Raw genomic sequence first — 25,414 nt, forward strand, 5'->3', positions numbered from 1 at the left:
TTATACAATATTTCCTTGCAAAAATCTTTTATTTACGCAAATTTTCTTCCATCAGGAGAAACAGTAAGCCATCCATAGTCGCCAAAATGGGCATCTACCGCCAGAAAGGAAGGAGAAATGAGCGCGAGCGCTTGGCAAATGTCATTGGTGACCAACGGACTGTCGGCAACGAGAAGAAGGCGGCGTTTTTGCACAATTAATAGCGCTTCATCTCCGACCTCGTTTTGCAGTACAAACATGTTGCGCTCTAAATTTTTCCCGACGTTTCCTGAAAAATGTTCTTTAAGCCCCAATTCTAATCTTGAAAAAGAGAGGCGTTCCGTAATAAACTCCACTTGTTTTCGATAAATGCTCTTAAACGGCGCTTTGGCGCATTGGTGCTCCCGCAATAATTCGACAATCTTTTCTGTTCGATCGCGATAATGGCCTGCCACTTCTTCGTTTAACAAATAAATCCAATACCGTACCATTTTCCATCCCCCGTTTCCACCTTGTTATTTTTTATTATAGAAAAAAGAGAGAAAAAAATATGTCAATTAACGGAAAAATTTTTTCACTAACTTTGTCGATTTGCCAATATAAAAAGCTGTCTCCTTTTCATATGGAGACAGCTTTTTCATCACTATTTTTTCAGCAATGCTTTTACTCGTTTTACTACGTTTTCTACTGTAAAGCCGTACTCTTCTATAATTTTTTCCCCTGGTGCGGAAGCGCCGAAGCGGTCGATTGCCAAAATGTCGCCCTCATCGCCGACATAACGCTCCCAGCCTAGCGAAGCTGCCATTTCAATCGCTAAACGTTTTTTGACGGTATTTGGAAGCACTTGCTGCTTATACTCATCCGGTTGTTTTTCAAAACGATCCCATGACGGCATGCTGATGACGGAAACGTGAATTCCTTCTTCCGCTAACGCTTGCTGCGCTTTCACCGCAAGGCTTACCTCAGATCCGGAGGCAAGCAATAATGCTTCTGGATCGCCATTTTTTGCTTCAGATAGGACGTAAGCTCCTTTTTTCACACCTTCGTATGCCCGTTCTGCCGTATTCGGCAATGTTGGGACATTTTGCCGCGTTAATACTAAGGCAGTAGGTTGATTGGTCGATTCTACGGCTAAACGCCATGCCGCCGCGGTTTCATTCGCATCAGCCGGGCGAATGACCGATAAATTCGGCATTGCGCGCAGCGACGGTAATTGCTCGATTGGCTCATGCGTTGGACCGTCTTCTCCAACGGCGATGCTGTCATGTGTAAGAACATACGTCACTGGTAAACCCATTAATGCGGCGAGGCGAATGGCAGGGCGCAAATAATCGGAGAATACAAAGAACGTGCCGCCGAACACTTTTAAACCGCCGTGCAGCGCCATTCCGTTCAGCGCCGCGCCCATCGCGAATTCACGTACGCCAAACCAAATGTTGCGCCCTTCATAGCTTTCTGGCAAAAAGTTTCCGGCGCCTTTGATTAATGTTTTATTGGAACTTGCAAGGTCAGCTGAGCCGCCAATGAACTGCGGAACGGCTTTAGCGATCGCGTTTAGCACTTCGCCAGAAGATGCGCGCGTCGCCAAGCTTTTTCCTTCTTCATATACCGGAAGCGTTTTTTCCCATCCTTCTGGAAGCTCGCCGTTCATTGCCAATTTCAATTGTTTCGCCAAATCCGGATACGCTTTTTCGTATTGAGCAAACAGCTCATTCCATTCCGCTTCTTTTTTCTCGCCCGCTTCTTTTACGACTTGACGGAAATGATCGTATACTTCTTGCGGAACGTAAAAATCTTCTTCAAACGTCCATTTATACGCTTCTTTCGTCAGTTTTGCTTCTTCTGATCCAAGCGGAGCGCCGTGCACGTTAGACGTTCCCGCTTTATTTGGTGAACCATAGCCAATGGTCGTTTTCACTTCAATCAGCGTCGGGCGGGTCGCGTCCGCTTTCGCTTCCTCAATCGCTTTGGCGATTTCCTCAACATTATTCCCGTCTTCGACGCGCAAATATTGCCAGCCGTATGCTTTAAAACGTTGTTCAACGCTTTCTGAGAAGGAAAGATTTAATTCTCCATCAAGCGAAATATCGTTCGAGTCATAAAGAACGATAAGGCGGCCGAGCTTTAAATGCCCAGCTAGCGATGCCGCTTCAGAAGCGACTCCTTCCATTAAATCGCCATCGCCGCAAATCGCATATGTGTAGTGATTGACAATGTCAAAATTTTCTCTATTATATGTAGCTGCTAAATGGCGCTCTGCCATTGCCATTCCAACAGCCATCGCAATACCTTGGCCGAGCGGACCAGTCGTTGCTTCTACCCCCGGTGTATGACCGTACTCCGGATGCCCCGGCGTTTTGCTGCCCCATTGACGAAATTGTTTAATATCTTCGATGGAAACGTCGTAACCGCTTAGATGGAGCAAGCTGTATAACAACATCGATCCATGTCCCGCCGATAGCACGAAGCGGTCGCGGTTAAACCATTTCGGATTGCTTGGGTTGTGATTCATAAATTTCGTCCAAAGGGTATACGCCATCGGCGCCGCTCCCATCGGCATTCCCGGATGACCGGATTTTGCTTTCTCGATGGCATCAATCGACAATGTCCGAATCGTCGTAATCGCTAGTTCTTCGATCGTATGCGCCATATCTTTTCATCCTTTCATCAACATAGTGTCAATTCTATCATATAGAAAATAAAAGAAGATGTACAATATTCTTGATCAAATTCTTGATCAAAAATAATAAAAAAGAAAGCATTTCTATTTTAAAATGCTTTCTTTCTCGCATATTATTAATGCAGGCGCCGTTTTCTGCTTTCTTTCAATTTTTGTGGCGTCACGTCGTTGCCGTTTGGATCAATGACGGTGACCGAATGCAACATATCGACCATCGCTTCGCGAAACGCTTGAATATACTCGCGGCGAAGCTGCTGTTGCTCAAGCGTTTCCTCCTTCGTTAAACCAGATGATTTGGCCTTTTTGGCCAGCTCGTTAATTCGCGCCATTTTTTGTTTGGATAACATAGTTCCTCCACCTTATCACTGTATTGCTACTCTCCCATCTTATACAACATCAACGGAAAGCGCAACTATCTTGCTTTCCGCACATTTGCGTTAAAACATGCACCCACGAAATGCGGGAAACAAAGAACACGTTGCGGATAATGGATTTGCCCGGCACCCCTTCGCATAGAATAAAGCAAAGAAAATAGCACGTCCTTAATTGGAATCTATATATTCCCGGTAGCGGCGGTGAACGGTTGCTTTCGAAACGTCGTAGCCAAATCCGCGCAATGTCGCGGCGATTTCTGCAAACGTTAAACCGTTGTGGCGCAGGCGAACGATTTCTTCAACGGGAAGATCCATTTTCTCTCTGCCCGCGTTTCTCCCAACGTGCTTTAAATTTCGTTCAGGGCGGTATCCTTGTTCAATCGCCCGCTGCATTCCACGCTTGATTTTTAAATTATGTATTTTCCGCTGATATTCCTCGACAATGCTAAGAATGTTTAGTACCATCGAATCCGCTTCCGATAGCTGCATTTCACCGTTATGGGTGATCGTATATATTTTCACACCTTCTTTTTGAATGCAGTGAAGAAGCGCAATTCTTGCGTGCCCGCGCCCTAATCTTGTTTCATCTTGAACGAGAAGCGCATCAATTTGCTGCTCTTTTAATGTGGAAAGCAGATCAAACACGCCGTCTCTGTCTACTTCGTAGCCGCTGGCCTGTTCCATAATGACTTTGGTCACCTCAAAGCCATGCTGTTCAGCAAGACGTTCCAGTTCCTCCCGCTGGCGTTCCAGCGATGTTTCCTGTTCTTCTTTATCTGTGCTGACACGACAATAAATAACTGCTTTCACGCAATATCATCCCCACGATTTTATTTGCTGACGACTAACGATTCATCTCCCTTTGATTTTAGCACAGGAATGACAATTTTTTCACCGGCGACAATTTGCTGGCTCGGCAAATGATTGACATCGACGACCCACTCGATAAATTCCGTTGTCGAAAGTTGATGTTGTTCTTCATATTCCTTTGCCAGCTTCCAAAGCGTATCTCCCGACGCAACCGTAATTTCCATATATTTATCTTTTTCAATCGGCTTGTTCGCGTATAAAAACGCCCCAATCACCATAAACAAAAGCGCTGAAAAAATCATGTAATGTGCAAACATACGTTTCATATCGCCCCACCCCTTAAGAATGTTTGTTCGGTTTACCCACATTATAATGAGGAACATTTGTTTGTGTCAATATAATTTTCGAACTTATGTTTGTTTTTTCAAATTCCGCATGCTATAATGTAGGCAAATGATGTGGTAAGAGGTGTATAGGATGACGAAATTATCAAAGCGGCAACAGCAAATTTTGGATTTTATTAAAAAAGAGGTAAAAACAAAAGGCTACCCTCCTTCTGTCCGCGAGATCGGCGAGGCGGTCGGGCTCGCCTCCAGCTCCACCGTACACGGGCACTTAGCACGGCTTGAAAGCAAAGGATATATCCGCCGCGATCCGACAAAACCGCGCGCCATTGAAATATTGGACGCTGATTTCTCAGTGCGAAACGACACAAACGACGTCATTTCAGTGCCGATCATTGGCAAAGTAACAGCTGGCCAACCGATCACGGCCGTCGAAAACATTGAAGACTATTTCCCGCTACCAAAACGGCTCGTTTCATCGGAAGACCATGTTTTTATGCTGGAAGTGATGGGGGACAGCATGATCGAAGCGGGGATCTTAGACGGGGACTACGTAATTGTGCGACAACAGCAATCCGCCGATAATGGAGACATCGTTGTCGCGATGACGGAAGAAAACGAAGCAACGGTAAAGCGGTTTTTTAAAGAGAAAGATCATATTCGCCTACAGCCGGAAAATTCTAATTTAGAGCCGATTATCGTCCGCGATTGTACGATTCTCGGCAAAGTCATCGGCGTCTACCGCGTCATTCATTAAACATTAGCAAACAATAAAGGCTATCTCGCATAAAACGAGATAGCCTTTTGCCTTTTAATAGAGTTCCATATATTGGTCGCGCTCCCATTGATGAACGGCTGTTCGGAACATATCCCATTCGATTTCTTTCGCTTCAACAAAGTGTTCGAACAAGTGCTTTCCGAGCGCTTGAACGATGACCTCGTCCGATTTCAAGTTTTCGAGCGCTTCTGCCAACGTCGCTGGTAAGTCTACGATTCCTTCTTCCAATCGTTCTTCTTTTGTCATCACATAAATATTGCGATCCACCGGAGCCGGAGGAGTTAATTTGTTTTTAATGCCGTCTAGTCCAGCTGCTAGCAATACCGCCATTGCCAAATACGGATTCGCCGATGGATCGACGCTGCGCACTTCAATGCGCGTGCTCATTCCGCGTGAAGCCGGGATACGGATCAGCGGGCTGCGATTGCGAGCAGACCATGCAACATAGCATGGCGCTTCATAGCCAGGCACAAGACGTTTGTATGAGTTCACCGTTGGGTTTGTCACTGCCGTAAAGTTCGGCGCATGTTTCAGCACACCGGCGATGAATTGGCGCGCCGTGTCGCTTAATTGCAAGTCGGCGTTCGGATCGAAAAACGCGTTTTCATTATTTCTGAATAATGATAAGTTACAGTGCATGCCAGACCCATTAATGCCAAAGAGCGGTTTTGGCATAAATGTTGCGTGAAGGCCATGTTTGCGCGCGATCGTTTTGACAACAAGCTTAAACGTTTGAATGTCGTCGCACGCTTTGACCGCATCCGCGTATTTAAAGTCGATTTCGTGCTGGCCAGGCGCTACTTCATGGTGCGAAGCTTCAATTTCAAATCCCATTTCCTCAAGTTCAAGCACGATATCGCGGCGGCAGTTTTCTCCTAAATCAGTAGGCGCCAAGTCAAAATAACCGCCTTGGTCGTTTAATTCAAGAGTAGGGCGCCCATTTTCATCGAGTTTAAACAGGAAGAATTCCGGTTCCGCGCCTAGATTGAAAGCGGTAAATCCGAGCGCTTCCATCTCTTTTAGCATCCGCTTCAAGTTATAGCGAGGGCATCCTTCAAACGGAGTGCCATCAGCATTATAAATGTCGCAAATAAAGCGCGCTACTTTTCCTTTTTCCGCCGTCCATGGGAAAATAACGAACGTATCTAAGTCAGGATATAAGTACATGTCCGACTCTTCAATACGGACAAATCCTTCAATCGACGAACCGTCAAACATAATTTTGTTGTTTAACGCTTTTTCCAGCTGGCTGATTGGGATTTCCACGTTTTTAATGGTGCCAAGAATATCAGTAAATTGCAGACGGATATACTTGACGTTTTCTTCCTTGACGATGCGCATAATGTCTTCTCTCGTGTACTTTGCCATTTATTAACTCCTCCCCGGCTCCCAATTTTAATTTTCATTAAAGAAATTTATTTTAGTGAAAGAAGCGAGCGAGATCTCCTTGGCGAAGTGATGCACGATGGAAACGCCCCGCCTGCATTAGCTCCGTTCGCAAAATTTCGCGCAATTCCTCATCGGATAAGCTTTGTTTCACGACTTTTTCGGCCTTTTCCCCTTGCTTTTCATTCTTATCCGATTGCCGCGCCGCAAAAATTTGCTTAATGCCGGCCAAGTTTACTCCTTGATCGATTAAATCTTTGATTTCCAGAAGGCGATCGATGTCGTTTAGCGAAAACAAGCGGCGATTTCCTTCTGTGCGCGCAGGAGAAACAAGGCCATGCTCCTCATAATAACGGATTTGGCGGGCCGACAATTCTGTTAATTGCATCACTATCCCAATCGGAAACAATGGCATGGAACGACGAATATTACTATTCATGCCAATTCCTCCTCGCTTATGATGATTTATTTTATATCATGTTAAAATATATGTCAATATAATGTTAGATTTTATTACAAAGAAATTAATTGTTTTTCGAGCAATTGATCAATCGCTGTACAAATTGCGATTTTTACGTGCGAATACGTTAATCCTCCTTGCACGTAAGCAACATATGGGGGGCGGATCGGACCGTCCGCAGTTAATTCAATGCTCGCTCCTTGAATAAACGTTCCCGCCGCCATAATGACGTCGTCTTCATAGCCGGGCATATAGCTTGGGTATGGGGTAAAATGCGCATTTACCGGAGAGGAAAATTGAATCGCTTGGCAAAATGCGATCATTTGCTCCGGATCGTCAAATTGCACTGATTGAACTAAATCCGTCCGCTTCGCATCCCAAGACGGCTGCGTGTTTAAACCGATCCGTTCAAGCATCGCCGCCGTAAAAACCGCTCCTTTCAACGCCTGGCCGACGATATGGGGAGCTAGAAAAAACCCTTGATACATTTCATGCAAGCTGTATAGAGTCGGGCCCGCTTCGGCGCCGATACCCGGGGATGTCATGCGATACGAGCATGCCTGCACATATTGTTTTTTTCCAACGATATATCCTCCTGTTTTCGCAAGCCCCCCGCCGGGATTTTTAATCAGCGATCCTGCCATCAAATCCGCACCGACGTGGCACGGCTCTTTTTCTTCGACAAATTCGCCATAGCAATTGTCGACGAATACAACAACGTCCGGTTTGACCGCTTTGACAAACGAAATCATTTCGCTTATTTCTTCAATTGTAAACGATGGCCGCGTCGCATATCCTCTCGATCGCTGAATGCCGATCATTTTTGTCCGCTCATTAATCGCGTTTTTGACAGCATCAAAGTCAACGCGTCCTTCTGGCGTTAACGGCACACTTTGATAATGAATATGAAATTCTTTTAAGGAACCGACGCCGCTGCCGCGAATGCCGACAATTTCTTCTAACGTGTCATACGGATTTCCCGTGATGTAAAGCAACTCATCGCCTGGGCGAAGAATGCCGAATAGCGCGATCGAAATCGCATGTGTTCCGGAAATAATTTGTGGACGGACAATTCCCGCCTCGCCGCCAAATACGTCCGCATATATTTGTTCGAGTGTATCTCTTCCGATGTCGTCATATCCATACCCTGTCGATGGAATAAAATGGCTGTCACTTACTTTATGGCGCCGAAAACTGTCTAACACCCGATATTGATTGATATCGATCCGTTCATCAATCTCTTTGTGGATTGGTGCAATTTGTGCTTCGATTTCTTTCACAAGTGCAGCGATTTTTTCTCCATGTCGCAACTGTGTAAACATATGATGACCCTTTCTATTTTTGATATTGTCGCAATTGTCCGTATAGCGGATGTTTTGGCATCATATAACCTTTACATTCATACATGCCGCATTTTTCATTATAATGCAACTCTCGTAAAATCGTTTCCGCTTTTAACTGAGCCAGCAGCCTCCCCTCATTGCTCGGAATCGATACGTGATAATAAATCATTTGCTTTATCATTGTTTCTTCAATAAATTGCCGCAATCTGCGCAAATCATGCGCGTTAAAAGCGCTGATGATGATTGCTTCCGTCTTTGTGCTCGGAACAAAGCTTCTATGAGCAATATCGTGTTTGTTATACACAGTAATGATCGGAACGGTGGAGACACCTAGTTCATCGAGCAATTCGTAAACCGTCTGTTCATGATGGTAATAATCTGGATTCGATGAATCAACAACGTGCAAAATTAAGTCTGCTTCTTTGACTTCTTCGAGCGTAGAGCGAAACGCCGCCACCAACGTTGTCGGCAAATCTTGAATAAAGCCGACCGTATCTGTTAAAAGCGCCGTATAGCCGCTTGGGAGCGCTATTTTTCGCGTGAGCGGATCGAGGGTAGCGAACAATAAATTTTCTGCTAACGAATCCGCGTCTGTCAAGCGATTAAACAGCGTCGATTTTCCTGCATTCGTATATCCGACAAGCGAAATTTGAAAAACGTGATTTTTTTTTGCGGCGTTCCCGGTATCGCTCGCGATGTTCGGCGACCATTTTCAATTGTGCTTTAATTTCATTGATGCGCCGGTAAATATGCCGGCGGTCCATTTCCAGCTTCGTTTCCCCCGGTCCTCTTGTTCCGATTCCGCCGCCAAGGCGAGACAACTCCGTTCCTTGTCCGCTTAAACGCGGCAATAAATATTGCAATTGCGCAAGCTCTACTTGCAGTTTTCCTTCTTTGGAACGTGCGCGTTGCGCAAATATATCTAAAATAAGCTGTGTCCTGTCAATAATGCGGACGGATAGCTGCCTTGACAAGTTGCGGGTTTGACTTGGCGATAATTCATCATTAAAAATAACGACATCTGGTTCCAATTGTTGGACAAGGCGAACAAGTTCTTCTACTTTGCCTTTTCCGATATATGTCGCTGGGTGGATCGCTTCCCGCTTTTGCGTAACAGTCATGATCACTTCGCCGTTTGCCGTATGCACTAGCGACGCTAATTCTTCCATGGAGTAAAAAAACCGTTCATCATCGATATGAGGAAGCTGGCACCCGACTAAAATCACTTTTTCGCGTTCGTTCAATGCAGCACCTTCTTTCCATCAGCAGCATAACTCAACCTGCATCCATCATAACAAATCTGATTGCAAATCGCTATATCACGAGCATACAGCTTGTGATGATAATAAAATAATGAAGATTGATTTTCTGTTTATATGACCATACAATTGTTACCGTACAATGAGAATGAAAGGGATGCACGTATGACATGGGAAGTGTTGAGCATCATTGGCACGATTGCCTTCGCGATTAGCGGAGCGATTGTCGCGATGGAAGAAGAGTATGATTTACTTGGCGTCTATATTCTTGGCATCGTTACCGCGTTTGGCGGCGGCGCCATCCGCAATTTGCTCATCGGCGTCCCGGTATCGGCGTTATGGGAGCAAGGAACGCTGTTTCTCGTCGCGTTATTGGCAATGACCATCGTTTATTTATTTCCGCAAAAAACGTTGGCACATTGGAAACGGTGGGGAAATTTTTTTGATGCGCTCGGCCTTTCGGCGTTTGCCATTCAAGGAGCGCTTTATGCCGTAAAAATGAACCATCCGCTCAGCGCGGTGATTGTTGCCGCGGTGCTCACGGGCAGCGGCGGCGGAATTATCCGCGACATCCTCGCCGGCAGAAAACCGCTAGTGCTTCGCGCGGAGATTTACGCGGTATGGGCGATTGTCGCCGGCGTAGCGGTCGGGACAAAACTTGCCTCCACCCCCGCCGAGCTTTATACATTATTCGTTATTGTCACGCTTTTAAGAATTTTATCGTACACATATAATTGGAAACTTCCGCACCGTTCATTGCGGAATCAATCCATAGATCAGTCCTAAAAAGAACCCGGCGCATTGATAGCGTCGGTTTTTGTTACAGCCGTTCGATAATCGTTGCGGTAGCCATCCCGTGGCCGATGCAAATCGTGAGCAACCCGTATTTGCCGTTTCGCCGTATAAGTTCGTAAACGAGCGATGTCATTAATTTCGCACCGGTTGCGCCTAACGGATGGCCGAGCGCGATGGCGCCGCCGTTTACGTTCACTTTGGAAAACGGAGCGCCAATTTCCTTTTGCCACGCCAAGACAACAGGAGCAAACGCTTCGTTAATTTCAATTAAATCGATATCATCCACCGTTAACCCCGCTTTTTGCAGCACTTTTTTTGTCGCAGGAATCACACCGTCAAGCATATATGTCGGATCGGAGCCGACAACCGCTTGCGCGATGATCTTCGCTTTTGGCGTTGCGCCAAGCTTCCGCGCTGTTTCTTTTTCCATTAATAGCACCGCGGCCGCCCCGTCACTCATTTGACTCGCATTGCCGGCTGTAATTTTTCCGTTTTCCTGAAAAACAGGCCTTAGTGAAGCGAGCGCTTCTGGAGACGTATCGCGGCGCGGTCCTTCATCTTTTGTTACCATTATTGGTGTTCCTTCTTTATCCAAACCTTCCACAGGCACGATTTCTTGATCAAATATTCCTTGTTCCTGCGCCTTGATCGCGCGCTGATGGCTTTCGTATGCATATGCGTCCAGCTGTTCGCGCGTCAGCCCGTACTTTTCGGCGATTAATTCCGCGGAAATGCCTTGATGAACAAATTCATATTTTTCATGCAGCGACGGCGGAATCGTTTTTTCGTTGCCATCGCTTAAAATCGGCACTTTCGTCATGCTCTCGACGCCGGCAGCAATCGTAATGTCCATATCGCCAGAGCGAATTTCTTGGGCGGCGAAATGAATCGCCTGCTGCCCCGAGCCGCACATCCGGTTAATTTGCACGGCTGGCACTTCGATCGGAAACCCTGCCTCGAGCGCGGCAAGCCGTCCGATATTGTAGCCCTGCTCGGCAATCGGTGTGACACATCCCATCACAATATCTTCGACAAGCCGCTTTTCGATTCCCGCTCTTTTTACGACTTCATCGAGCACAATCGCCGCTAAATGAACGGGATGTACGTTGCGGAACACGCCGTTCCGCTTGCCGACTGGCGTGCGCACCGCTTCGGCAATGACAACTTCGCGCATCGCTTTTCCTCCTTGCATCATTTGTTGTACGTATAAAATCCTTTCTGTTTTTCTTCCGAAATGTCCGGCCTCGACGAGCTTGCGCAAAATTTGCGGCGCTCGGAACCGGTCACCGTAAGCTTCCGTTAAGTTTTCACTAACAAACAGCATCGTATCCAATCCGACCATATCGGCCAGCTCGAGCGGGCCCATCGGATAGTTCAATCCGAGGCGAACGGCTTTATCAATATCCTCAGCGGACGCGACTCCTTCTTCATACATACGAATGCATTCGATCATATGCGCGGCGATTGCTCTTGTCGTGACAAACCCTTGCCTGTCTTTAACAACGACCGTTTCTTTGCCAATTTCCTTGGACAGCTGCTGGATGGCTGCTACCGTCTCTTCGGATGTCGTCACTCCTTTCACGATTTCAATCAGCTTCATGACCGGAGCCGGATTAAACCAATGCATGCCGATCACTTTATCCGGCCTTGTCGTCGCTCTGGCAATTGCTGTCACGCTTAATTCGGATGTGTTTGTTGCTAAAATAGCCTCCCGTTTCGCATAACGGTCTAATTTCTGAAATACACCTTTCTTTAATGGTAAATCTTCCGGCACCGCTTCAATGACGACATCCGCTTCTTGCACTGCTTCTTGCAAATCAATGCCAGTACGAATGCGCTGCAAAATTTTCTGCGCGTCTTGTTCGGATAATTTTCCTGCTTTCACAAACCGGGACAAACTTTGTTGAATCGATGCAAGCCCGTTTTCAAGCGCCGCTTCGGAAATATCATATAAACGGACGTTTTTCCCTGCCATCGCTGCTGATTGGGCAATGCCGCTTCCCATTACCCCAGCGCCAACAACAGCAATCGTCTCTGCCATAACATCTCCTCCAATCAAAATCAAGTCTATCGCTCAATAGACGCATCATTGTTATTGAGCATCCTTACTAGAATAATAGGTTTGCATCTCCTCGCGCAGCTTTCGTTTTAAAAATTTTCCGACACTCGTTTTCGGTATTTCTTTCATAAAGACAATGTCATCCGGCAGCCACCATTTTGTAAACTGCGGCCGCAAAAAGTCATAAAGCTCTTCTTTCGTCACCGTTTTTCCTTCTTTTAAAACAACACATGCAATCGGTCGTTCTTGCCATTTCGGATGCGGCATGGCGACAACGGCCGCTTCAAATACCGCTTCATGCGCCATTAACGCGTTTTCTAAATCAACGGAAGAAATCCACTCTCCACCGCTTTTAATTACATCTTTCGTGCGGTCGACAATCTTGACAAACCCTTCTTCATCGACGGTGACGACATCCCCTGTGCGCAGCCATCCGTCACGGAACGCTTCCTTTGTCCGCTCATCGTTATAATATTCCCCGGCAATCCACGGACCGCGCAAACATAGCTCGCCCATTTCTTGCCCATCCCAGCGCACTTCCCCGTCCTTGCCAATCACTTTCATTTCCAGACCTGGAGCGAGAATACCTTGTTTTGCACGCAATTCTAATTGTTCCTCATAAGGCAAGTCTTGCTGATAGCTTTTCGGGCGCGATACTAGAACAAGCGGGCTTGTTTCTGTCATGCCATAAGCATGGATAAACGGAATTTTGTACTTTTCTTCAAATGTGCGGATCATTCCTTTTGGCGCTGCTGCCCCTCCGCATATAATGCGCGTCAAACTGCTTACATCATAGTTTCCTTTTTCTAATTCTTGCAACAAACCGAGCCAAATGGTCGGTACTCCCGCCGCAATGGTGACTTTCTCACTTTCAATTAATTGTGCTAGCACTTTTGGAGTAAAAGCCGGGCCAGGCATGACCAATGTCGTACCAAACCATGTCGCCGCAAACGGCATGCCCCATGCATTGGCATGGAACATCGGCACGACCGGCATCGCTACATCTTTTTCTGATAATCCTTTTGTATCTGCTAATCCAAGCGCCATGCTATGCAACACCGTGCTGCGATGCGTATATACAACCCCTTTTGGATATCCAGTCGTTGCCGATGTGTAACACATTCCAGCTGGCTGGTATTCATCTAGATCTTTTTTAAATGGAAATTTCGGATCACCTTGTCCCAATAATTTTTCATAATGATAAACAGGAGAAAGCGTCGTTTCTGGAAGCTCTTCTTCGTCCGTCATAACGATAAACGCGCGAACGTTTGGAATGTCCTCTTTCACTGCTTCAATTGCCGGAAGCAAGTCATCGTCTATGAGCAACACGCGATCGTCAGCGTGGTTAATAACATAGACGATATGTTGCGGTGACAAGCGGATGTTAATCGTGTGCAGCACCGCGCCGATGCCTGGAATGGCAAAATATGCTTCTAAATGACGATGATGGTTCCAAGCAAACGTCCCGACGCGATCGCCGACGGAAACTCCAAAACCAGCCAAGACGCTGGCAAGCCGCCTTGTCCGTTCGCCGATTTCTTTATATGTATGGCGAACAATGCCATGTTTCATACGGGAAACGACTTGTTTCGTCGCAAAAAATATTTCCGCTCTCTCTAACATTGTTGAAATGTTTAATGGCATATTCATCATCGTTCACCACTCCTTTTTACGCAATTGGTCGCCATGTTCATCGAGTGATGGCGCCGGTTTTCGTTTCTGCCATAACTCCTCGTCATACCGGGTCGCCACCTCTATGCGCCGACCGGCAATATGAATCATCTTGCGATAGCTGTCCGCGGCAAACAGCGTTTTCGCTTCATCTGCTTCCAGTACGGGAGCAAGGCAGCAATCCACCGTTTGGCTAAATTCGATCCATTCTTGAAGCGTTTTCGTTTGAAATAAGCGAACGATCTCTTGAAAAATTTCGTTTTCTTCGCTTGCGAGCGAATCATGATGCGGAATCCATTCCGGTTTTTCGACAGCATGGCAAAAGTTTTCCCAAAATTTTTTCTCGAGCGCCGCAAGGCTTACATATCGCCCGTCTTTCGTTTCGTACAAGTGGTAGGAAACGATCGTGCCGGCAAGCACGTCGATGCCGTTTTTCCTCCCTGTATCATGCTCGATGACAAAATGATTCATCATCATCGATAGCAATCCATCGACTAGCGAAAGATCAATGTACATTCCTTTTCCTGTCCGTTCGCGGTAATATAGCGCAGCGGCGATTTGCTCGACCGCATGGATGCTGCCGATCAAATCGGCAAGCGTAATCGTCGGATGAACAGGGCGCCCTTCTTGATCTTTCAGCTGCGCCAGCACTCCGGTCATCGCCATGTAATTTAAATCATGGCTTCCCAATAAAGAATACTTGCTCTGTTGTCCGAAGCCGCTAATCGAACAGTAAATGACCGTTTCATTGATGGCACGGATATCTTCGTAGCTTAAACCGAGCCGTCTCATTACTCCCGGCCGGAAGCTTTCGATAATGACATCGGCCTTGCGGATCAGCTGTTTTGCCGTCTGTAAATCCTGTTCATTTTTTAAGTCCAGGGCAATGCTTTTTTTGCTTGCATTGTTTGCGCGAAACACGCATTCCTCCGCAAGCGAACGCATCATATCTCCCGTTTTTGGTTCAATTTTGATGACCTCTGCTCCTAAATCAGCTAAACGGAGGCTGGCAAACGGACCGGGAAGGTAGTGGGAAAAATCGATGACTGTTACTCCGTCTAACACGGCGTCACCCTCTTTCTATAACTCCAGGTTTCTCGCAATAATTGTTTTCATCATTTCGTTTGTTCCGGCGTAAATCGCGCTGACGGGGATATCGCGGTATCGTCTAGCAATCTCGTATTCTTCCATATACCCGTAGCCCCCATGGAGCTGCATACTTTCCGCAGCAATGCGCTTCGCCATTTCCGTAATCCACCATTTCGCCATGGAAACGTGCGCCACCACACTTTTCCCTTGCATATGTTCCTCAATGACGCGATCGACAAACGTCCGGCCGATGGAGATTTCCGTCGCCATTTCGGCAAGGCGGAATTGGACGGTTTGAAACTCGCTAATTCGCTTTCCAAACGCCGACCGCTGCTTTACATATCTCTTCGTCAACTCAAACATGACTTCCGCCGCCGTCTGCGCGGCAATCGCCACTATAAGCCGCTCTTGCTGGAGCTTTTCCATCAAGTAATAAAATCCTTTTCCTTCTTCGCCAAGCAAGTTTTCTTTCGGCACTTTCGCATCGTGAAAAAACAGTTCGGCCGTATCTTGCGCGCGCAGCCCGACTTTGTCAAGCTTTCTTCCGCGCGTAAACCCCGGGGTATCGCGCTCGATGACAAGAAGGCTGATACCTCTATGCGGCGGTTTGGCGTCCGGATTTGTTTTGCAGGCAACAACGACTAAGTCGGCATGAATGCCGTTGGTAATAAACGTTTTTTGTCCGTTGACGATGTAGTAATCGCCGTCTTTGCTCGCCGTTGTGGAAATCCCCGCCAAGTCCGATCCAGCTCCCGGCTCGGTCATCGCAATCGCTGTAATGATTTCGCCGGATACGCACTTCGGGAGCCACTTTCGCTTTTGTTCTTCCGTACCGTAAGAAGCGAGATACGGAACGACAATATCGTTATGCAAGCCGATGCCGACCATACTCGAACCAACTTTTTCTAATTCCTCGTTAATCACAACCGAATACGCAAAATCCGCATTGAAGCCACCGTACGTTTCATCGACCCACGGACAGAGAAAACCGTTTTCTCCCATTTTCGTCCAAAACGAACGGGGAATGATTCCTTTTTGTTCCCATTCCGAATAGTACGGATACGCTTCTTTTTCTAAAAACTTGCGAAAGGCATCGCGGAAAATATGGTGCTCTTCGCGTAAATATGCAGCGGTCATCCCATCCCCTCGCTTTCAGATTTTTGTCGCGTTTTTCATTTGCACGCAGAGCAAACACTTTTGAATTTTCCTGCTCGCGTTTCTCAGCAAAGCACCAACGAAATAATAAGCGCGCGGCCGGTTGCAAGATGCGAGATAATCGCTATTTTAAAAATTTTTAGAATATTATGCGGTAACGCTTGGATCTTTTTTCACCACGAAAGCAACGACTTTTTCTTCTATTCATCCGGCGTGCCGACAACAGCAACATCGATCACGCCATGATGTTTGCATAGCCCATCTTCCGCTTCGCGCGGGTAGGCGTTTTCCCCGCCGTTAATGCATGTCATAGACACGGTCAGCCACATACAAATAGCTGTCTTCATCCATACAGCTTAAATCGCCGGAATGATGCCATCTTTTTATACATCGCCCTTGTGGCTGCTTTCTCCCGGTTATAATAGCCGACTATCATGCCAGGACCTCTCATAATAATTTCGCCGACTTCCCCTGGCGGAAGCACGTCATCCGGGTCAGACGGACCGTCTTCCCGCGACCTGACGACACGAACTTCATGATTTAGGCAGATGCGCCCGGCAGATCCGGCTTTTGTCAGCTGCTCATCTTTCAGCAAAAACGTCACTGCCGGTCCCATTTCCATCATGCCTTATGCCTGAATAAGATCGATTCCTAACCGTTCTTTACATTCTTTGCCAAGAACAGGAGCCATTGGAGCGGCGCCGTACAATCCAAGGCGAAGTGATGATAAATTATAATCGCTAAGTTTCTTTGGCAAAAAGCAGATTCCATATCGTCGGCGCGGCGAACAACAACGTAATTTTTTCTTATTCAACCGTTTGTAGCATTAACTTTGGGGCGAAATGATGGACAATGATGTTTACGGCACTCGTATGAACGCGCGGCAAAAAGCAGCAATGCAACTCCGCACAATGAGACATCGGCGCGGCGACAACCGCGAATTCACATCACTGAAATGCAAAGCATGGAAAAACTACTTCGCCAATCTTCATCTACATGTGCATAGCCCCTTGTCATTTTAAAACATCAGTATTATTTTATTGTTTTAATATAAATAAAATATCAAATATAAATACTATTATGAATATTAATCGCCCGACTTCTTTATGTGTAACTATTCTACACATTATCAAAAACTCCTCTATTTGCATAAAAAAGAAAGGGCCATTTCCCCTTTCTCGCTTACGTGCCTACTATAAGATCCCGACCGCGGATCAGCGCTAGCTCCTTTTTATCATATTTCCCTTCGTGTAACAAGCGCACCGCCTGTTTGCGAATCGCTTTTTCAATCAAGTTGCGCACATAGCGCCCGTTGCTGAATTTTCCGCACTGTTTCGCCTCAAGCATTTCTTCCATATGATAATATAGTTTTCGCTCCGCTTCCGGCGTGAATTCGTACTCCCGTTCGCGCAACATTTGTTTGGCGATTTTCACCAGTTCATCGACCGTATAATCAGGGAACTCGATGGTTAATGGAAAACGGGAAGGCAACCCTGGATTTAATGATAAAAAATAGTCCATCTCTTTCGGATACCCCGCCAAAATGACAACTAAATCATCGCAATAATCTTCCATTCCTTTTACAAGCGTGTCGATTGCTTCTTTTCCAAAGTCTTTTTCCCCGCCGCGCGCGAGGGAATACGCTTCATCGATAAACAAAATGCCGCCGCGCGCCCTTTTAATTAAATCTCTCGTCTTGTTTGCCGTATGCCCGATATATTCTCCGACTAAATCGGCCCGTTCCGCCTCAATAAAATGCCCTTTTGAAAGAACGTTCATTTCAAAAAACAGTTTTCCCAACAAACGCGCCACCGTCGTTTTCCCCGTGCCGGGATTTCCTTTAAAAATCATATGAAGCGCCTGCTTATTCGATTTTAGCCCATTTTCTTTGCGAACTTTGTTAATATATAGCCACGCATAAATTTCTTTAATGATTTTTTTGACATGATCAAGCCCGATCAGTTGATCCAGTTCTTTTTGGATATCTTTTAACACGCGATGCTCCTCGTAATTAATTATTTCATTCCGATCGTCTTTGACAAGATGATTAATATTTTTCGAATTGAGGACAACATTAATTTGCCCTTTTGCTTTGTTCATCGTCAATTCCGACAATGGGGCGTCACCTCACTTTCCCGTTTCATCGCTTTCTTTTTCACCGCTTCATTATTCTTTATCAGTATACGTTCTGCATCGCCAATTCGTGACAATCGCCCAAGCGAAAGGAGCAAACAGGAAATTCCTCTTCGATGGTTGAACAGCAAATCGCTGGCCTGCATCAGCATGCTTGGAAAAACGCCAATCCCTCATTATTGTGCAACATTCCCCTCTCCGTCCAGCAAATTCAAGAAAACAACTTTTTGCCGCTTCCTTTTTATACGATGTCCGGGACTTAATCCGAAAATATGATTCCGCAAGCTTCAAAAGAAATAAAGTTTTGTATATTTTATTCAGCACGATCTGTTTTTACGAGTAAAAAAGCGCCCGCCTTCATTGACGGGCACTTTGCTGTTTGCGTCGCTATCCAATTTTGGCACGACAATTACTCTGTCTCAAATTGAACATTTTTTTCCGGCGCGAACGTAGAAATCGCATGCTTATAAATGAGCTGTTGTTTTCCTTGAACTTCCAACAGCACAGTAAAATTGTCAAACCCTTTGATATAACCTCGGAGCTGAAAACCATTCAATAAAAATACGGTGACTTGTGTTCCTTCTTTTCGCAATTGATTTAAAAATTGGTCTTGAATGTTAATCGAATTTTTCATAAGACGTCCTCCTCTTTTTCTCTCTACCTATTTTATATATTCGCTTCTAATTGAAGCTTTCCTGCTACGTATTGAAAAATTTCCTCCGCTTTCTCGTCAAACTTTGCTACATCGGTCATATCGAACCATTGCACAGGCATTTGATTGCGAAACCATGTGAGTTGTCGCTTCGCGTAGCGTCGTGAGTTTTGTTTCAGCTGTTCAATCGCTTCTTCTAAAGAGACGCGCCCCTCAAAATAGGCATACAGCTCCTTATAACCAATCGCTTGGACGGATTGGCAATTGCGAATGCCGCGGTCGTATAATGCCTTCGCTTCTTCCAGCAGCCCTTCGGCAAGCATTTCGTCTACCCGTTCATTAATACGACGATACAGCTGTTCACGTTTCATTGTCAGTCCAATAATCGCCGCATCGTAAAGAAGCTTTTTTGTTTGTCCCTGCTGCCATTCCGTCATCGTCTTACCCGTGCAATGATATATTTCTAGCGCGCGGATGACGCGGCGAATATTGCGTGGATGGATCCGCGCTGCGCTTTCCGGATCAACCCCTTTCAGCATGTCGTAAAGGGCCATTTCTCCTTTATCCTTGGCGATCTGCCGAAGTTGGCGACGATATGCCTCATCGGAAGGAGCCGCCGAAAAACGGTAGTCATAAATGACGGATTGAATGTAAAGCCCCGTGCCGCCGACAATCATCGGCAGGCGTCCACGCTCGGAAATTTCATGAATAAGCGAACGTGCAAGATGTTGAAATTCGACGACGGAAAACGATTCCCACGGTTCTTTAATGTCAAGCAAATGATGCGGAATCCCTTCCATTTCCTCCGGTTTAATTTTCGCCGTGCCGATGTCCATTCCTTTATAAATTTGCATCGAATCGCCGCTGATAATTTCTCCATGTAACCGTTTCGCTAAAACAATGCTTAGCTTCGTTTTTCCTACGGCGGTCGGTCCGATGATGACGACAAGCTTCTCTCCCATCGGTAACTTTCACTACTTTCTTTCATCATTATGTACATTTATTTATTATATCCAAATAAACAAAAATTTTGCATGTATTTTTCGTGATAAAATGACAAAAAAGAAACGAACGCCGCAATGGACGTTCGCTACACGTTGAATCGTTTTACAAGTGATTGCAAGTCTTCTGCCATTTTTGCCAAAGAAGCAGACGAAGCAGAAATTTCCTCCATCGATGCAAGCTGTTCTTCTGTTGACGCCGATACTTCTTGCGTTCCCGCCGCGGCGGATTCGGCAATTTGCGTCACTAGCTGCATCGATTGCGCTACTTGTTCCACAGCAGCTGACATTTGCTGTACGGAAGCGGAAACGTCTTGAATTTGCGCCGCAACTTCATGAACAGAGGTCTGAATTTGTCGAAAAGCTTCTCCGGATGTGCTGATAGCACCGGTGCCATTCGCCACTTCTTTTTGCACCGTTTCCATCGATTGAACAGCTTCGTTTGTTTCCTCTTGAATCATCGCGATTAGCGAAGCAATTTGTTGCGCCGACTGTGCCGATTGTTCAGCCAATTTCCGCACTTCATCGGCCACAACCGCAAAGCCTCGTCCATGCTCGCCTGCCCGCGCGGCTTCAATCGCCGCGTTCAGCGCCAAAAGATTCGTCTGCGCAGCAATTCCGCTGATCACTTCGGTAATTTTTCCGATTTGTTCAGAACGATTTCCTAATCCTTTTACGACCCCTGCAAGGCGCTCAACGGTATCATTGACTGTATTCATTTGCGCGACGGCCGTTTGAACTGTTTTTACGCCTTCCGACGCTTTTTCCGACGTTTGCATCGCAATCGCCGACACGTTTTGTGCGCGTTCGGAAATTTGTTGAATTCCTTCAGACATTTGCTCGATCTTTTCGGATGTTTCTTCTACGCTTTGCACCTGTTTTTCCACACCTGCGGCAACATCTTGAATGGTTAACGCAATTTGTTCCGTCGCCTTGCTTGTCTGTTCGGCGCTTGCTGTCAATTGTTCAGAAGACGACGCGACTTGTTCGGCGCTCATCGTCACTTGCTCTAGTACATCACGCAAATTTCTTGCCATTTGGTTAAACGATGCCGCCAGTTCTCCGATTTCGTCACGGTTGTGAACGACAATTTTCTTTCCGGTCAAATCGCCATCGGCAATTCGTTTTGCCGCTTCAGAAAGAGTAAGAAGCGGGCGGGAAAGGATGCGGCTGATGTAAAAGGTAACAATGCTGCCAAGCACAAGTGCCGCTATCCCAATGATGATCATCCATGATTTAATGGCCTTAGATTCCGATGTCGTCGCTTCACTCGCCTGCTTCATATCTCTTTGCTGAATTTCCGTCAGCTGCTGTGCCACGGTGTCAAATTGCGTTGTAATGTCTCTACCCGTCGTGGCTATTAGCTGTGTATATGCCTCGACATTGTTTTCGTTCTTCAATTGAAACGACTTTTGTCCTAGTTCGTAAAACCGCTGTTCCAATTCATTCAATCTCGCGAGCAATTCTTTTGTGTCTGTTCTTGTCAACGTTTTTTCTAATTCTTTGCTTAGTTTTTTATACTCATTGTGCGCTGCCGTAAAGTTGGTTAATGATGTTTCATCGCCGATAAGCAAATAGCCGCGCATGCTTCCTTGTTCGCGCCGAATAGCAATTTCCAACTGTTTAACATTAACAACATTTGGAACTTTATCATGGACAAGGCGCGTATAATTAGCATCAATCGTGGAAATTTCATAGTAAGCAAAACCGACAAGTATCACTAACAACAAATATATCACGCCAAATCCTGCTGTCAGTTTCTTTCTTACAGTCATGTTCATGTCAAATCCCCCGTTCATTGCACCATATATTCCCCTGATAGAAAATACTTCTCTTTTTTTATTATCGGCATATCAACCCAAATATTTAGAGCATCTCTCCAGAACGAAACAAATTATTTTTTTCTTGTTCCGACTCATCGTAAATGAACAACGATGTGACTAAAGCGACAATACTGCCGATAAAACCAAACAAAAACAGATGATGGATGCCTGTCATAAAATCGGCCGCTTTCGTTAAAAAGGCACCCATAATCGTGACGCCAATGGCTGTGCCAATATTGCGACAAAACATGAAAAACGAAGTCGCGATTCCCTTTTCATGTGCATCGGCAAGCTGCTGCGAACCGATGATACCGACGGTAGATGTTAATCCAAACGATAGCCCTTGAATGAACATGACAAAAAAGACGTACAAAAATCCGTAGCTTTCATTTAAAAGCGCAAGCAACAGTCCAGAAAGCACAAGAAGAACGTTTCCGATAATCAATAAAATGCGATACCCGTAACGTAAAATCCATTTTCCTGCCGGTACAGCCGCAATCATCCAACCAATCGACATGCCTAAAAGGGCGACACCGCTCACAAACACCGATTGGTGCACGATATTTTGCAAAAATAGCGGTATGTAGCTTGATGTACCGAATAAAGCGACACAGCTGACAAACCCGTTCATGTTCATCCATTTTAACGTTTTATGCTGCACGAGCGCCAATGGAACAAGCGGAGACGCTTGCTTTTTTTCATATAAGTAAAAAACAACTAATAGCACAGCGCCAATAACGCCATACGTCCAATAGTTGCTTTCGACCACCGTCGTCAACAGAAAAAGGCTGATCGCGGTCGCAAATAATGCCGCTCCGATGTAGTCAATCGCCGCCTGCTTTGGTTCGTACACTTCTTTATATGGCAATAGTGTGAGCAAGGAAAGCAAGCAAAGCGGGATATTAATATAAAAAATCCAGCGCCATGATGCGTATTCGACAAACAACGATCCTAACAGCGGCGCCAAAACGGCGGAAATCCCCCACATCGCCGTAAAAAACGCTTGAATTTTGCCGCGCTTTTCAATTGGAAACAAATCCCCGGCAATGATGGCAGGAAACGGCATCATAAAACCAGCGCCAATTCCTTGCAGCGCGCGGAATATAACAAGCTGAACCATATTTTGCGACATCCCGCAAAGAAGAGAACCGATTAGAAATAAAATAATGCCGAAGCTAAACACTTTCTTTCTCCCAAAAATGTCGGAAAGCCTCCCGGCGATTGGAGAAAGAACGGTCGTCGTAATCATGTAAGAGGCAAACGACCACGCGTAAAGAGAAAATCCTCCGAGTTCTTTCGCAATAATCGGCATCGTCGTATTCATGATTGTTGTATCCATCGATGCCACGAGCATCGCGAGCACAATGCTTACCATTACAGATATTTTGCTATTCACTGCATCTGTCCCCCTCTTTATTTATCTTATCTATCATGAATACCTTATTTTACACGACATCATTGCTTTCATACAAAGAAAATGCTTTTTACAACGAAACGAATCAATTGCTTTTTCCGTATTTTTTCGTTACCATAAAATTGGAAAGTTTTATATTTCCTTCTCCGGCGCCCGAAAACGCTAACACGATCCTCAACGGCACATACTTATACTAAACTAAAGGAGGAATTGGATGAAAAAAACAACAAGCGTATTTTATTTCTCAATAGCGATTGCTGCTTTATTTATTTTTTGGGGGATGATTCCTGCCAACAAGCTGCCCGATTATAACTTGGGTGCTGTCAGTACAGCGGTGCATTCCTTTTTAATTGATAAATTCGGCTGGTTTTATTTATTGGCGGCGACAACATTTCTTGTTTTTTGTTTATTTTTAATCTTTTCGAAGTACGGCAATATTCGTCTTGGTGCGGACGATGAGAAGCCGGAATATAGCAACATCACATGGTTTGCAATGTTATTTAGTGCCGGTATGGGAATCGGGTTAGTGTTTTGGGGGGTGGCTGAACCAATTTCCCATTATTACGAGCCACCTGCCGGAGAAGGAGGAACGCCGGAAGCGGCGCGCACGGCGATGCGGTACGCCTTTTTCCATTGGGGGCTGCATCCGTGGGCAATTTATGGCGTAATTGCGCTGGCGCTTGCATATTTCCAATTTCGCAAAAAAGAACCAGGTGTCATTAGCCGCGCATTGCGGCCAATATTTGGCGACAAAACAAATGGCGCTGTCGGTGTCGCGATTGATACGCTCTCTGTATACGCAACGACCTTTGGCGTTGCAACTTCGTTAGGGCTTGGAGCAATTCAAATTGGCGGAGGATTGTCACATTTATTTCCATCAATAACAAATAACTTTACAACTCAATTGATGATTATTATCATTGTTACATTTTTATTTATGCTTTCCGCGCAAACAGGATTGAATAAAGGAATTAAAATATTGAGCGATATGAACATCATTCTTGCCGTTCTGCTGATGTTTTTTTTGCTTTTTGCTGGCCCGACGAACTTTATTATGGACGTATTTACAACAACAATTGGTTCTTATTTGCAAAACTTGCCGTCCATGAGTTTTCAGTTGGCGCCGTTTGAACAAAGCGACTGGCCAAAATCGTGGACAATTTTTTATTGGGCATGGTGGATCGCGTGGGCGCCGTTTGTTGGAACGTTTATCGCCCGCATTTCCAAAGGGCGCACAATTCGCGAATTTATGATCGGAGTGTTAGCTGTACCAACAGTATTCAGCGCCTTATGGTTTTCCATTTTCGGCGGTTCAGCGCTATATTTAGAACAATTTCGACATATTGAGATTATGGATGTTATGAATGAAAAAGGAATGGAAACAGCTCTGTTTTTCATGTTGTACCAGTTTCCGCTCGGTGCGATTTTATCTGGGCTGGCGATTTTACTCATTTGCACATTTTTCGTCACATCAGCCGATTCAGCTACGTTCGTTCTCAGTATGCAAACAACAAATGGGATGTTGAACCCACCAAATTCCGTAAAATTTATTTGGGGGATCGTTCAAGCGGCAGCCGCTGTCATCTTGCTTTGGACAGGCGGTTTAGAAGCGCTGCAAACCGCATCGATCATCGCGGCGTTTCCGTTTGCGATCATCATGATTTTGATCGTCATCTCGTTAATTCGTTCGTTTCAAAAAGAGCCTATTGCCAAAAAACGAATATAAATAAAAAGCGAATGCCTCGCATTGCCGGCTGATATTATCCCCTACAAGTAGACAGCAAAAACAGAGGACATTTGATATGATGTTCTTAATTGTCTACTTGGGAGGGGATTTTTTATGGCGAAAAAAGGACAAACGCTTAACACCCATTTTAACATCAGATCCAGTAAACACTATAGCTCCCCTTTCCGGCGAAATAATAATTGCGCTCGACGATCATTGTTTAATTTTTTTTATCTCGTTGTTCAGCGGTTTGTTGGTCAACTCCCCTTCCCATCGGCGCCAGTAGATCCACAAACGTAAAAGGACCAAAGAGTTTCATTGACGCTGTCAATAAGTTATGGTAAGATGAAATAAATCATATAAAACCGATAAGAAATAACGGAAAATAAATTGCAAATCCAATCAAGAGTAGCGGAAATACTGTCCTATGAATTCTAGCTGAACAGTCGGTTCTAGAAGATAAGGTGAAGCGCAACACTTCTT

21 protein-coding genes and 3 pseudogenes are annotated in these 25,414 nt (G+C 45.5%); 4 read left to right on the forward strand and 20 right to left on the reverse strand.

Going from position 1 to position 25,414, the window contains the following annotated elements:
• Positions 1–32: 32 nt before the first annotated feature.
• The 5 genes from sirA to yneA all read right to left on the reverse strand — a co-directional run bounded on the left by sirA (position 33) and on the right by yneA (position 4,169).
• A complete protein-coding gene (gene sirA / locus MWM02_RS12540; RefSeq protein WP_064550911.1) occupies positions 33–470 on the reverse strand; it encodes a sporulation inhibitor of replication protein SirA in 438 nt (145 codons plus the stop codon).
• 152 nt (positions 471–622) lie between these two features.
• On the reverse strand, positions 623–2,629 hold the full coding sequence (tkt, locus tag MWM02_RS12545; protein WP_064550912.1) for a transketolase: 2,007 nt from the start codon (positions 2,627–2,629) through the stop codon (positions 623–625).
• A 146-nt stretch (positions 2,630–2,775) separates the two neighbouring features.
• Positions 2,776–3,006 (reverse strand): DUF896 domain-containing protein, encoded by a 231-nt coding sequence (locus tag MWM02_RS12550; RefSeq protein ID WP_064550913.1) that lies wholly within the window; start codon positions 3,004–3,006, stop codon positions 2,776–2,778.
• Between the two features lie 195 nt (positions 3,007–3,201).
• Positions 3,202–3,843 carry a YneB family resolvase-like protein gene (locus MWM02_RS12555; RefSeq protein ID WP_064550914.1) on the reverse strand — a complete coding sequence of 214 codons (642 nt, stop codon included), beginning with the start codon at positions 3,841–3,843 and terminating at the stop codon, positions 3,202–3,204.
• Between the two features lie 20 nt (positions 3,844–3,863).
• Positions 3,864–4,169 (reverse strand): cell division suppressor protein YneA, encoded by a 306-nt coding sequence (gene yneA / locus MWM02_RS12560; protein WP_064550915.1) that lies wholly within the window; start codon positions 4,167–4,169, stop codon positions 3,864–3,866.
• Positions 4,170–4,320: 151 nt separating this feature from the next.
• Here yneA and lexA point away from each other — a divergent pair, with 151 nt between their 5' ends.
• A complete protein-coding gene (lexA, locus tag MWM02_RS12565) occupies positions 4,321–4,944 on the forward strand; it encodes a transcriptional repressor LexA (protein ID WP_064550916.1) in 624 nt (207 codons plus the stop codon).
• Positions 4,945–4,998: 54 nt separating this feature from the next.
• Here lexA and glnA read toward each other — a convergent pair whose 3' ends face one another.
• The 4 genes and pseudogenes from glnA to hflX form a co-directional block, all read right to left on the reverse strand.
• Positions 4,999–6,333: a type I glutamate--ammonia ligase gene (gene glnA, locus MWM02_RS12570; protein ID WP_064550917.1), complete on the reverse strand. Its 1,335-nt coding sequence runs from the start codon at positions 6,331–6,333 to the stop codon at positions 4,999–5,001.
• A 52-nt stretch (positions 6,334–6,385) separates the two neighbouring features.
• Positions 6,386–6,790 (reverse strand): MerR family transcriptional regulator, encoded by a 405-nt coding sequence (locus MWM02_RS12575; RefSeq protein WP_064550918.1) that lies wholly within the window; start codon positions 6,788–6,790, stop codon positions 6,386–6,388.
• Positions 6,791–6,864: 74 nt separating this feature from the next.
• Complete coding sequence (locus MWM02_RS12580; protein ID WP_064550919.1) at positions 6,865–8,133, reverse strand: methionine gamma-lyase family protein; 1,269 nt, start codon at positions 8,131–8,133, stop codon at positions 6,865–6,867.
• 13 nt (positions 8,134–8,146) lie between these two features.
• Positions 8,147–9,398: pseudogene (hflX, locus tag MWM02_RS12585) on the reverse strand (GTPase HflX).
• A 180-nt stretch (positions 9,399–9,578) separates the two neighbouring features.
• Here hflX and MWM02_RS12590 point away from each other — a divergent pair.
• A complete protein-coding gene (locus MWM02_RS12590) occupies positions 9,579–10,199 on the forward strand; it encodes a trimeric intracellular cation channel family protein (protein ID WP_064550921.1) in 621 nt (206 codons plus the stop codon).
• 34 nt (positions 10,200–10,233) lie between these two features.
• Here the strand turns inward: MWM02_RS12590 and MWM02_RS12595 are convergent, their stop codons facing one another.
• The 7 genes and pseudogenes from MWM02_RS12595 to spoVK form a co-directional block, all read right to left on the reverse strand.
• Positions 10,234–11,382 carry a thiolase family protein gene (locus MWM02_RS12595; RefSeq protein WP_064550922.1) on the reverse strand — a complete coding sequence of 383 codons (1,149 nt, stop codon included), beginning with the start codon at positions 11,380–11,382 and terminating at the stop codon, positions 10,234–10,236.
• Between the two features lie 17 nt (positions 11,383–11,399).
• Positions 11,400–12,249: pseudogene (locus MWM02_RS12600) on the reverse strand (3-hydroxyacyl-CoA dehydrogenase family protein).
• A 51-nt stretch (positions 12,250–12,300) separates the two neighbouring features.
• A complete protein-coding gene (locus MWM02_RS12605) occupies positions 12,301–13,920 on the reverse strand; it encodes a long-chain fatty acid--CoA ligase (protein ID WP_244402159.1) in 1,620 nt (539 codons plus the stop codon).
• Positions 13,921–13,923: 3 nt separating this feature from the next.
• Positions 13,924–15,003: a CaiB/BaiF CoA transferase family protein gene (locus MWM02_RS12610; protein ID WP_244402160.1), complete on the reverse strand. Its 1,080-nt coding sequence runs from the start codon at positions 15,001–15,003 to the stop codon at positions 13,924–13,926.
• Positions 15,004–15,018: 15 nt separating this feature from the next.
• Positions 15,019–16,164 carry an acyl-CoA dehydrogenase family protein gene (locus MWM02_RS12615; RefSeq protein WP_244402161.1) on the reverse strand — a complete coding sequence of 382 codons (1,146 nt, stop codon included), beginning with the start codon at positions 16,162–16,164 and terminating at the stop codon, positions 15,019–15,021.
• 15 nt (positions 16,165–16,179) lie between these two features.
• A pseudogene (locus MWM02_RS12620) lies at positions 16,180–17,117 on the reverse strand (AMP-binding protein); the annotation flags it as partial.
• A 247-nt stretch (positions 17,118–17,364) separates the two neighbouring features.
• Positions 17,365–18,297 (reverse strand): stage V sporulation protein K, encoded by a 933-nt coding sequence (gene spoVK, locus MWM02_RS12625; protein WP_064550927.1) that lies wholly within the window; start codon positions 18,295–18,297, stop codon positions 17,365–17,367.
• 134 nt (positions 18,298–18,431) lie between these two features.
• Between spoVK and MWM02_RS12630 the strand changes: the two genes are divergently transcribed.
• Positions 18,432–18,578 (forward strand): hypothetical protein, encoded by a 147-nt coding sequence (locus MWM02_RS12630; RefSeq protein WP_157778153.1) that lies wholly within the window; start codon positions 18,432–18,434, stop codon positions 18,576–18,578.
• 146 nt (positions 18,579–18,724) lie between these two features.
• On the opposite strand, the gene hfq is transcribed toward MWM02_RS12630, so the two are convergent.
• The 4 genes from hfq to MWM02_RS12650 form a co-directional block, all read right to left on the reverse strand.
• Positions 18,725–18,949 (reverse strand): RNA chaperone Hfq, encoded by a 225-nt coding sequence (gene hfq, locus MWM02_RS12635; RefSeq protein ID WP_064550928.1) that lies wholly within the window; start codon positions 18,947–18,949, stop codon positions 18,725–18,727.
• 32 nt (positions 18,950–18,981) lie between these two features.
• Positions 18,982–19,929, reverse strand: coding sequence for a tRNA (adenosine(37)-N6)-dimethylallyltransferase MiaA (gene miaA, locus MWM02_RS12640; RefSeq protein ID WP_064550929.1), 948 nt, complete (start codon positions 19,927–19,929; stop codon positions 18,982–18,984).
• A 128-nt stretch (positions 19,930–20,057) separates the two neighbouring features.
• Positions 20,058–21,749 carry a methyl-accepting chemotaxis protein gene (locus MWM02_RS12645; protein ID WP_064551282.1) on the reverse strand — a complete coding sequence of 564 codons (1,692 nt, stop codon included), beginning with the start codon at positions 21,747–21,749 and terminating at the stop codon, positions 20,058–20,060.
• A gap of 85 nt (positions 21,750–21,834) precedes the next feature.
• The gene (locus MWM02_RS12650) at positions 21,835–23,187 is read right to left on the reverse strand and encodes an MDR family MFS transporter (protein ID WP_244402162.1); all 1,353 of its coding nucleotides are present in this window, start codon (positions 23,185–23,187) and stop codon (positions 21,835–21,837) included.
• A 232-nt stretch (positions 23,188–23,419) separates the two neighbouring features.
• On the opposite strand from MWM02_RS12650, the gene MWM02_RS12655 reads away from it, so the two are divergent.
• Positions 23,420–24,931 carry a glycine betaine uptake BCCT transporter gene (locus tag MWM02_RS12655; protein WP_244402163.1) on the forward strand — a complete coding sequence of 504 codons (1,512 nt, stop codon included), beginning with the start codon at positions 23,420–23,422 and terminating at the stop codon, positions 24,929–24,931.
• Positions 24,932–25,414 lie beyond the last annotated feature (483 nt).

Source organism: Parageobacillus sp. KH3-4 (assembly GCF_022846435.1).
Lineage (GTDB): Bacteria > Bacillota > Bacilli > Bacillales > Anoxybacillaceae > Parageobacillus > Parageobacillus thermoglucosidasius_A.

Coding starts and splice junctions, on each gene's coding strand:
- MWM02_RS12580 (WP_064550919.1), bottom strand. CDS start 8,133: ATGTTTACACAGTTGCGACATGGAGAAAAAATCGCTGCACTTGTGAAA.
- MWM02_RS12550 (WP_064550913.1), bottom strand. CDS start 3,006: ATGTTATCCAAACAAAAAATGGCGCGAATTAACGAGCTGGCCAAAAAG.
- sirA (WP_064550911.1), bottom strand. CDS start 470: ATGGTACGGTATTGGATTTATTTGTTAAACGAAGAAGTGGCAGGCCAT.
- lexA (WP_064550916.1), top strand. CDS start 4,321: ATGACGAAATTATCAAAGCGGCAACAGCAAATTTTGGATTTTATTAAA.
- MWM02_RS12595 (WP_064550922.1), bottom strand. CDS start 11,382: ATGCGCGAAGTTGTCATTGCCGAAGCGGTGCGCACGCCAGTCGGCAAG.
- glnA (WP_064550917.1), bottom strand. CDS start 6,333: ATGGCAAAGTACACGAGAGAAGACATTATGCGCATCGTCAAGGAAGAA.
- tkt (WP_064550912.1), bottom strand. CDS start 2,629: ATGGCGCATACGATCGAAGAACTAGCGATTACGACGATTCGGACATTG.
- MWM02_RS12615 (WP_244402161.1), bottom strand. CDS start 16,164: ATGACCGCTGCATATTTACGCGAAGAGCACCATATTTTCCGCGATGCC.
- MWM02_RS12590 (WP_064550921.1), top strand. CDS start 9,579: ATGACATGGGAAGTGTTGAGCATCATTGGCACGATTGCCTTCGCGATT.
- MWM02_RS12630 (WP_157778153.1), top strand. CDS start 18,432: ATGGTTGAACAGCAAATCGCTGGCCTGCATCAGCATGCTTGGAAAAAC.
- MWM02_RS12605 (WP_244402159.1), bottom strand. CDS start 13,920: ATGATGAATATGCCATTAAACATTTCAACAATGTTAGAGAGAGCGGAA.
- hfq (WP_064550928.1), bottom strand. CDS start 18,949: ATGAAAAATTCGATTAACATTCAAGACCAATTTTTAAATCAATTGCGA.
- yneA (WP_064550915.1), bottom strand. CDS start 4,169: ATGAAACGTATGTTTGCACATTACATGATTTTTTCAGCGCTTTTGTTT.
- MWM02_RS12645 (WP_064551282.1), bottom strand. CDS start 21,749: ATGAACATGACTGTAAGAAAGAAACTGACAGCAGGATTTGGCGTGATA.
- MWM02_RS12575 (WP_064550918.1), bottom strand. CDS start 6,790: ATGAATAGTAATATTCGTCGTTCCATGCCATTGTTTCCGATTGGGATA.
- miaA (WP_064550929.1), bottom strand. CDS start 19,929: ATGGGAGAGAAGCTTGTCGTCATCATCGGACCGACCGCCGTAGGAAAA.
- MWM02_RS12655 (WP_244402163.1), top strand. CDS start 23,420: ATGAAAAAAACAACAAGCGTATTTTATTTCTCAATAGCGATTGCTGCT.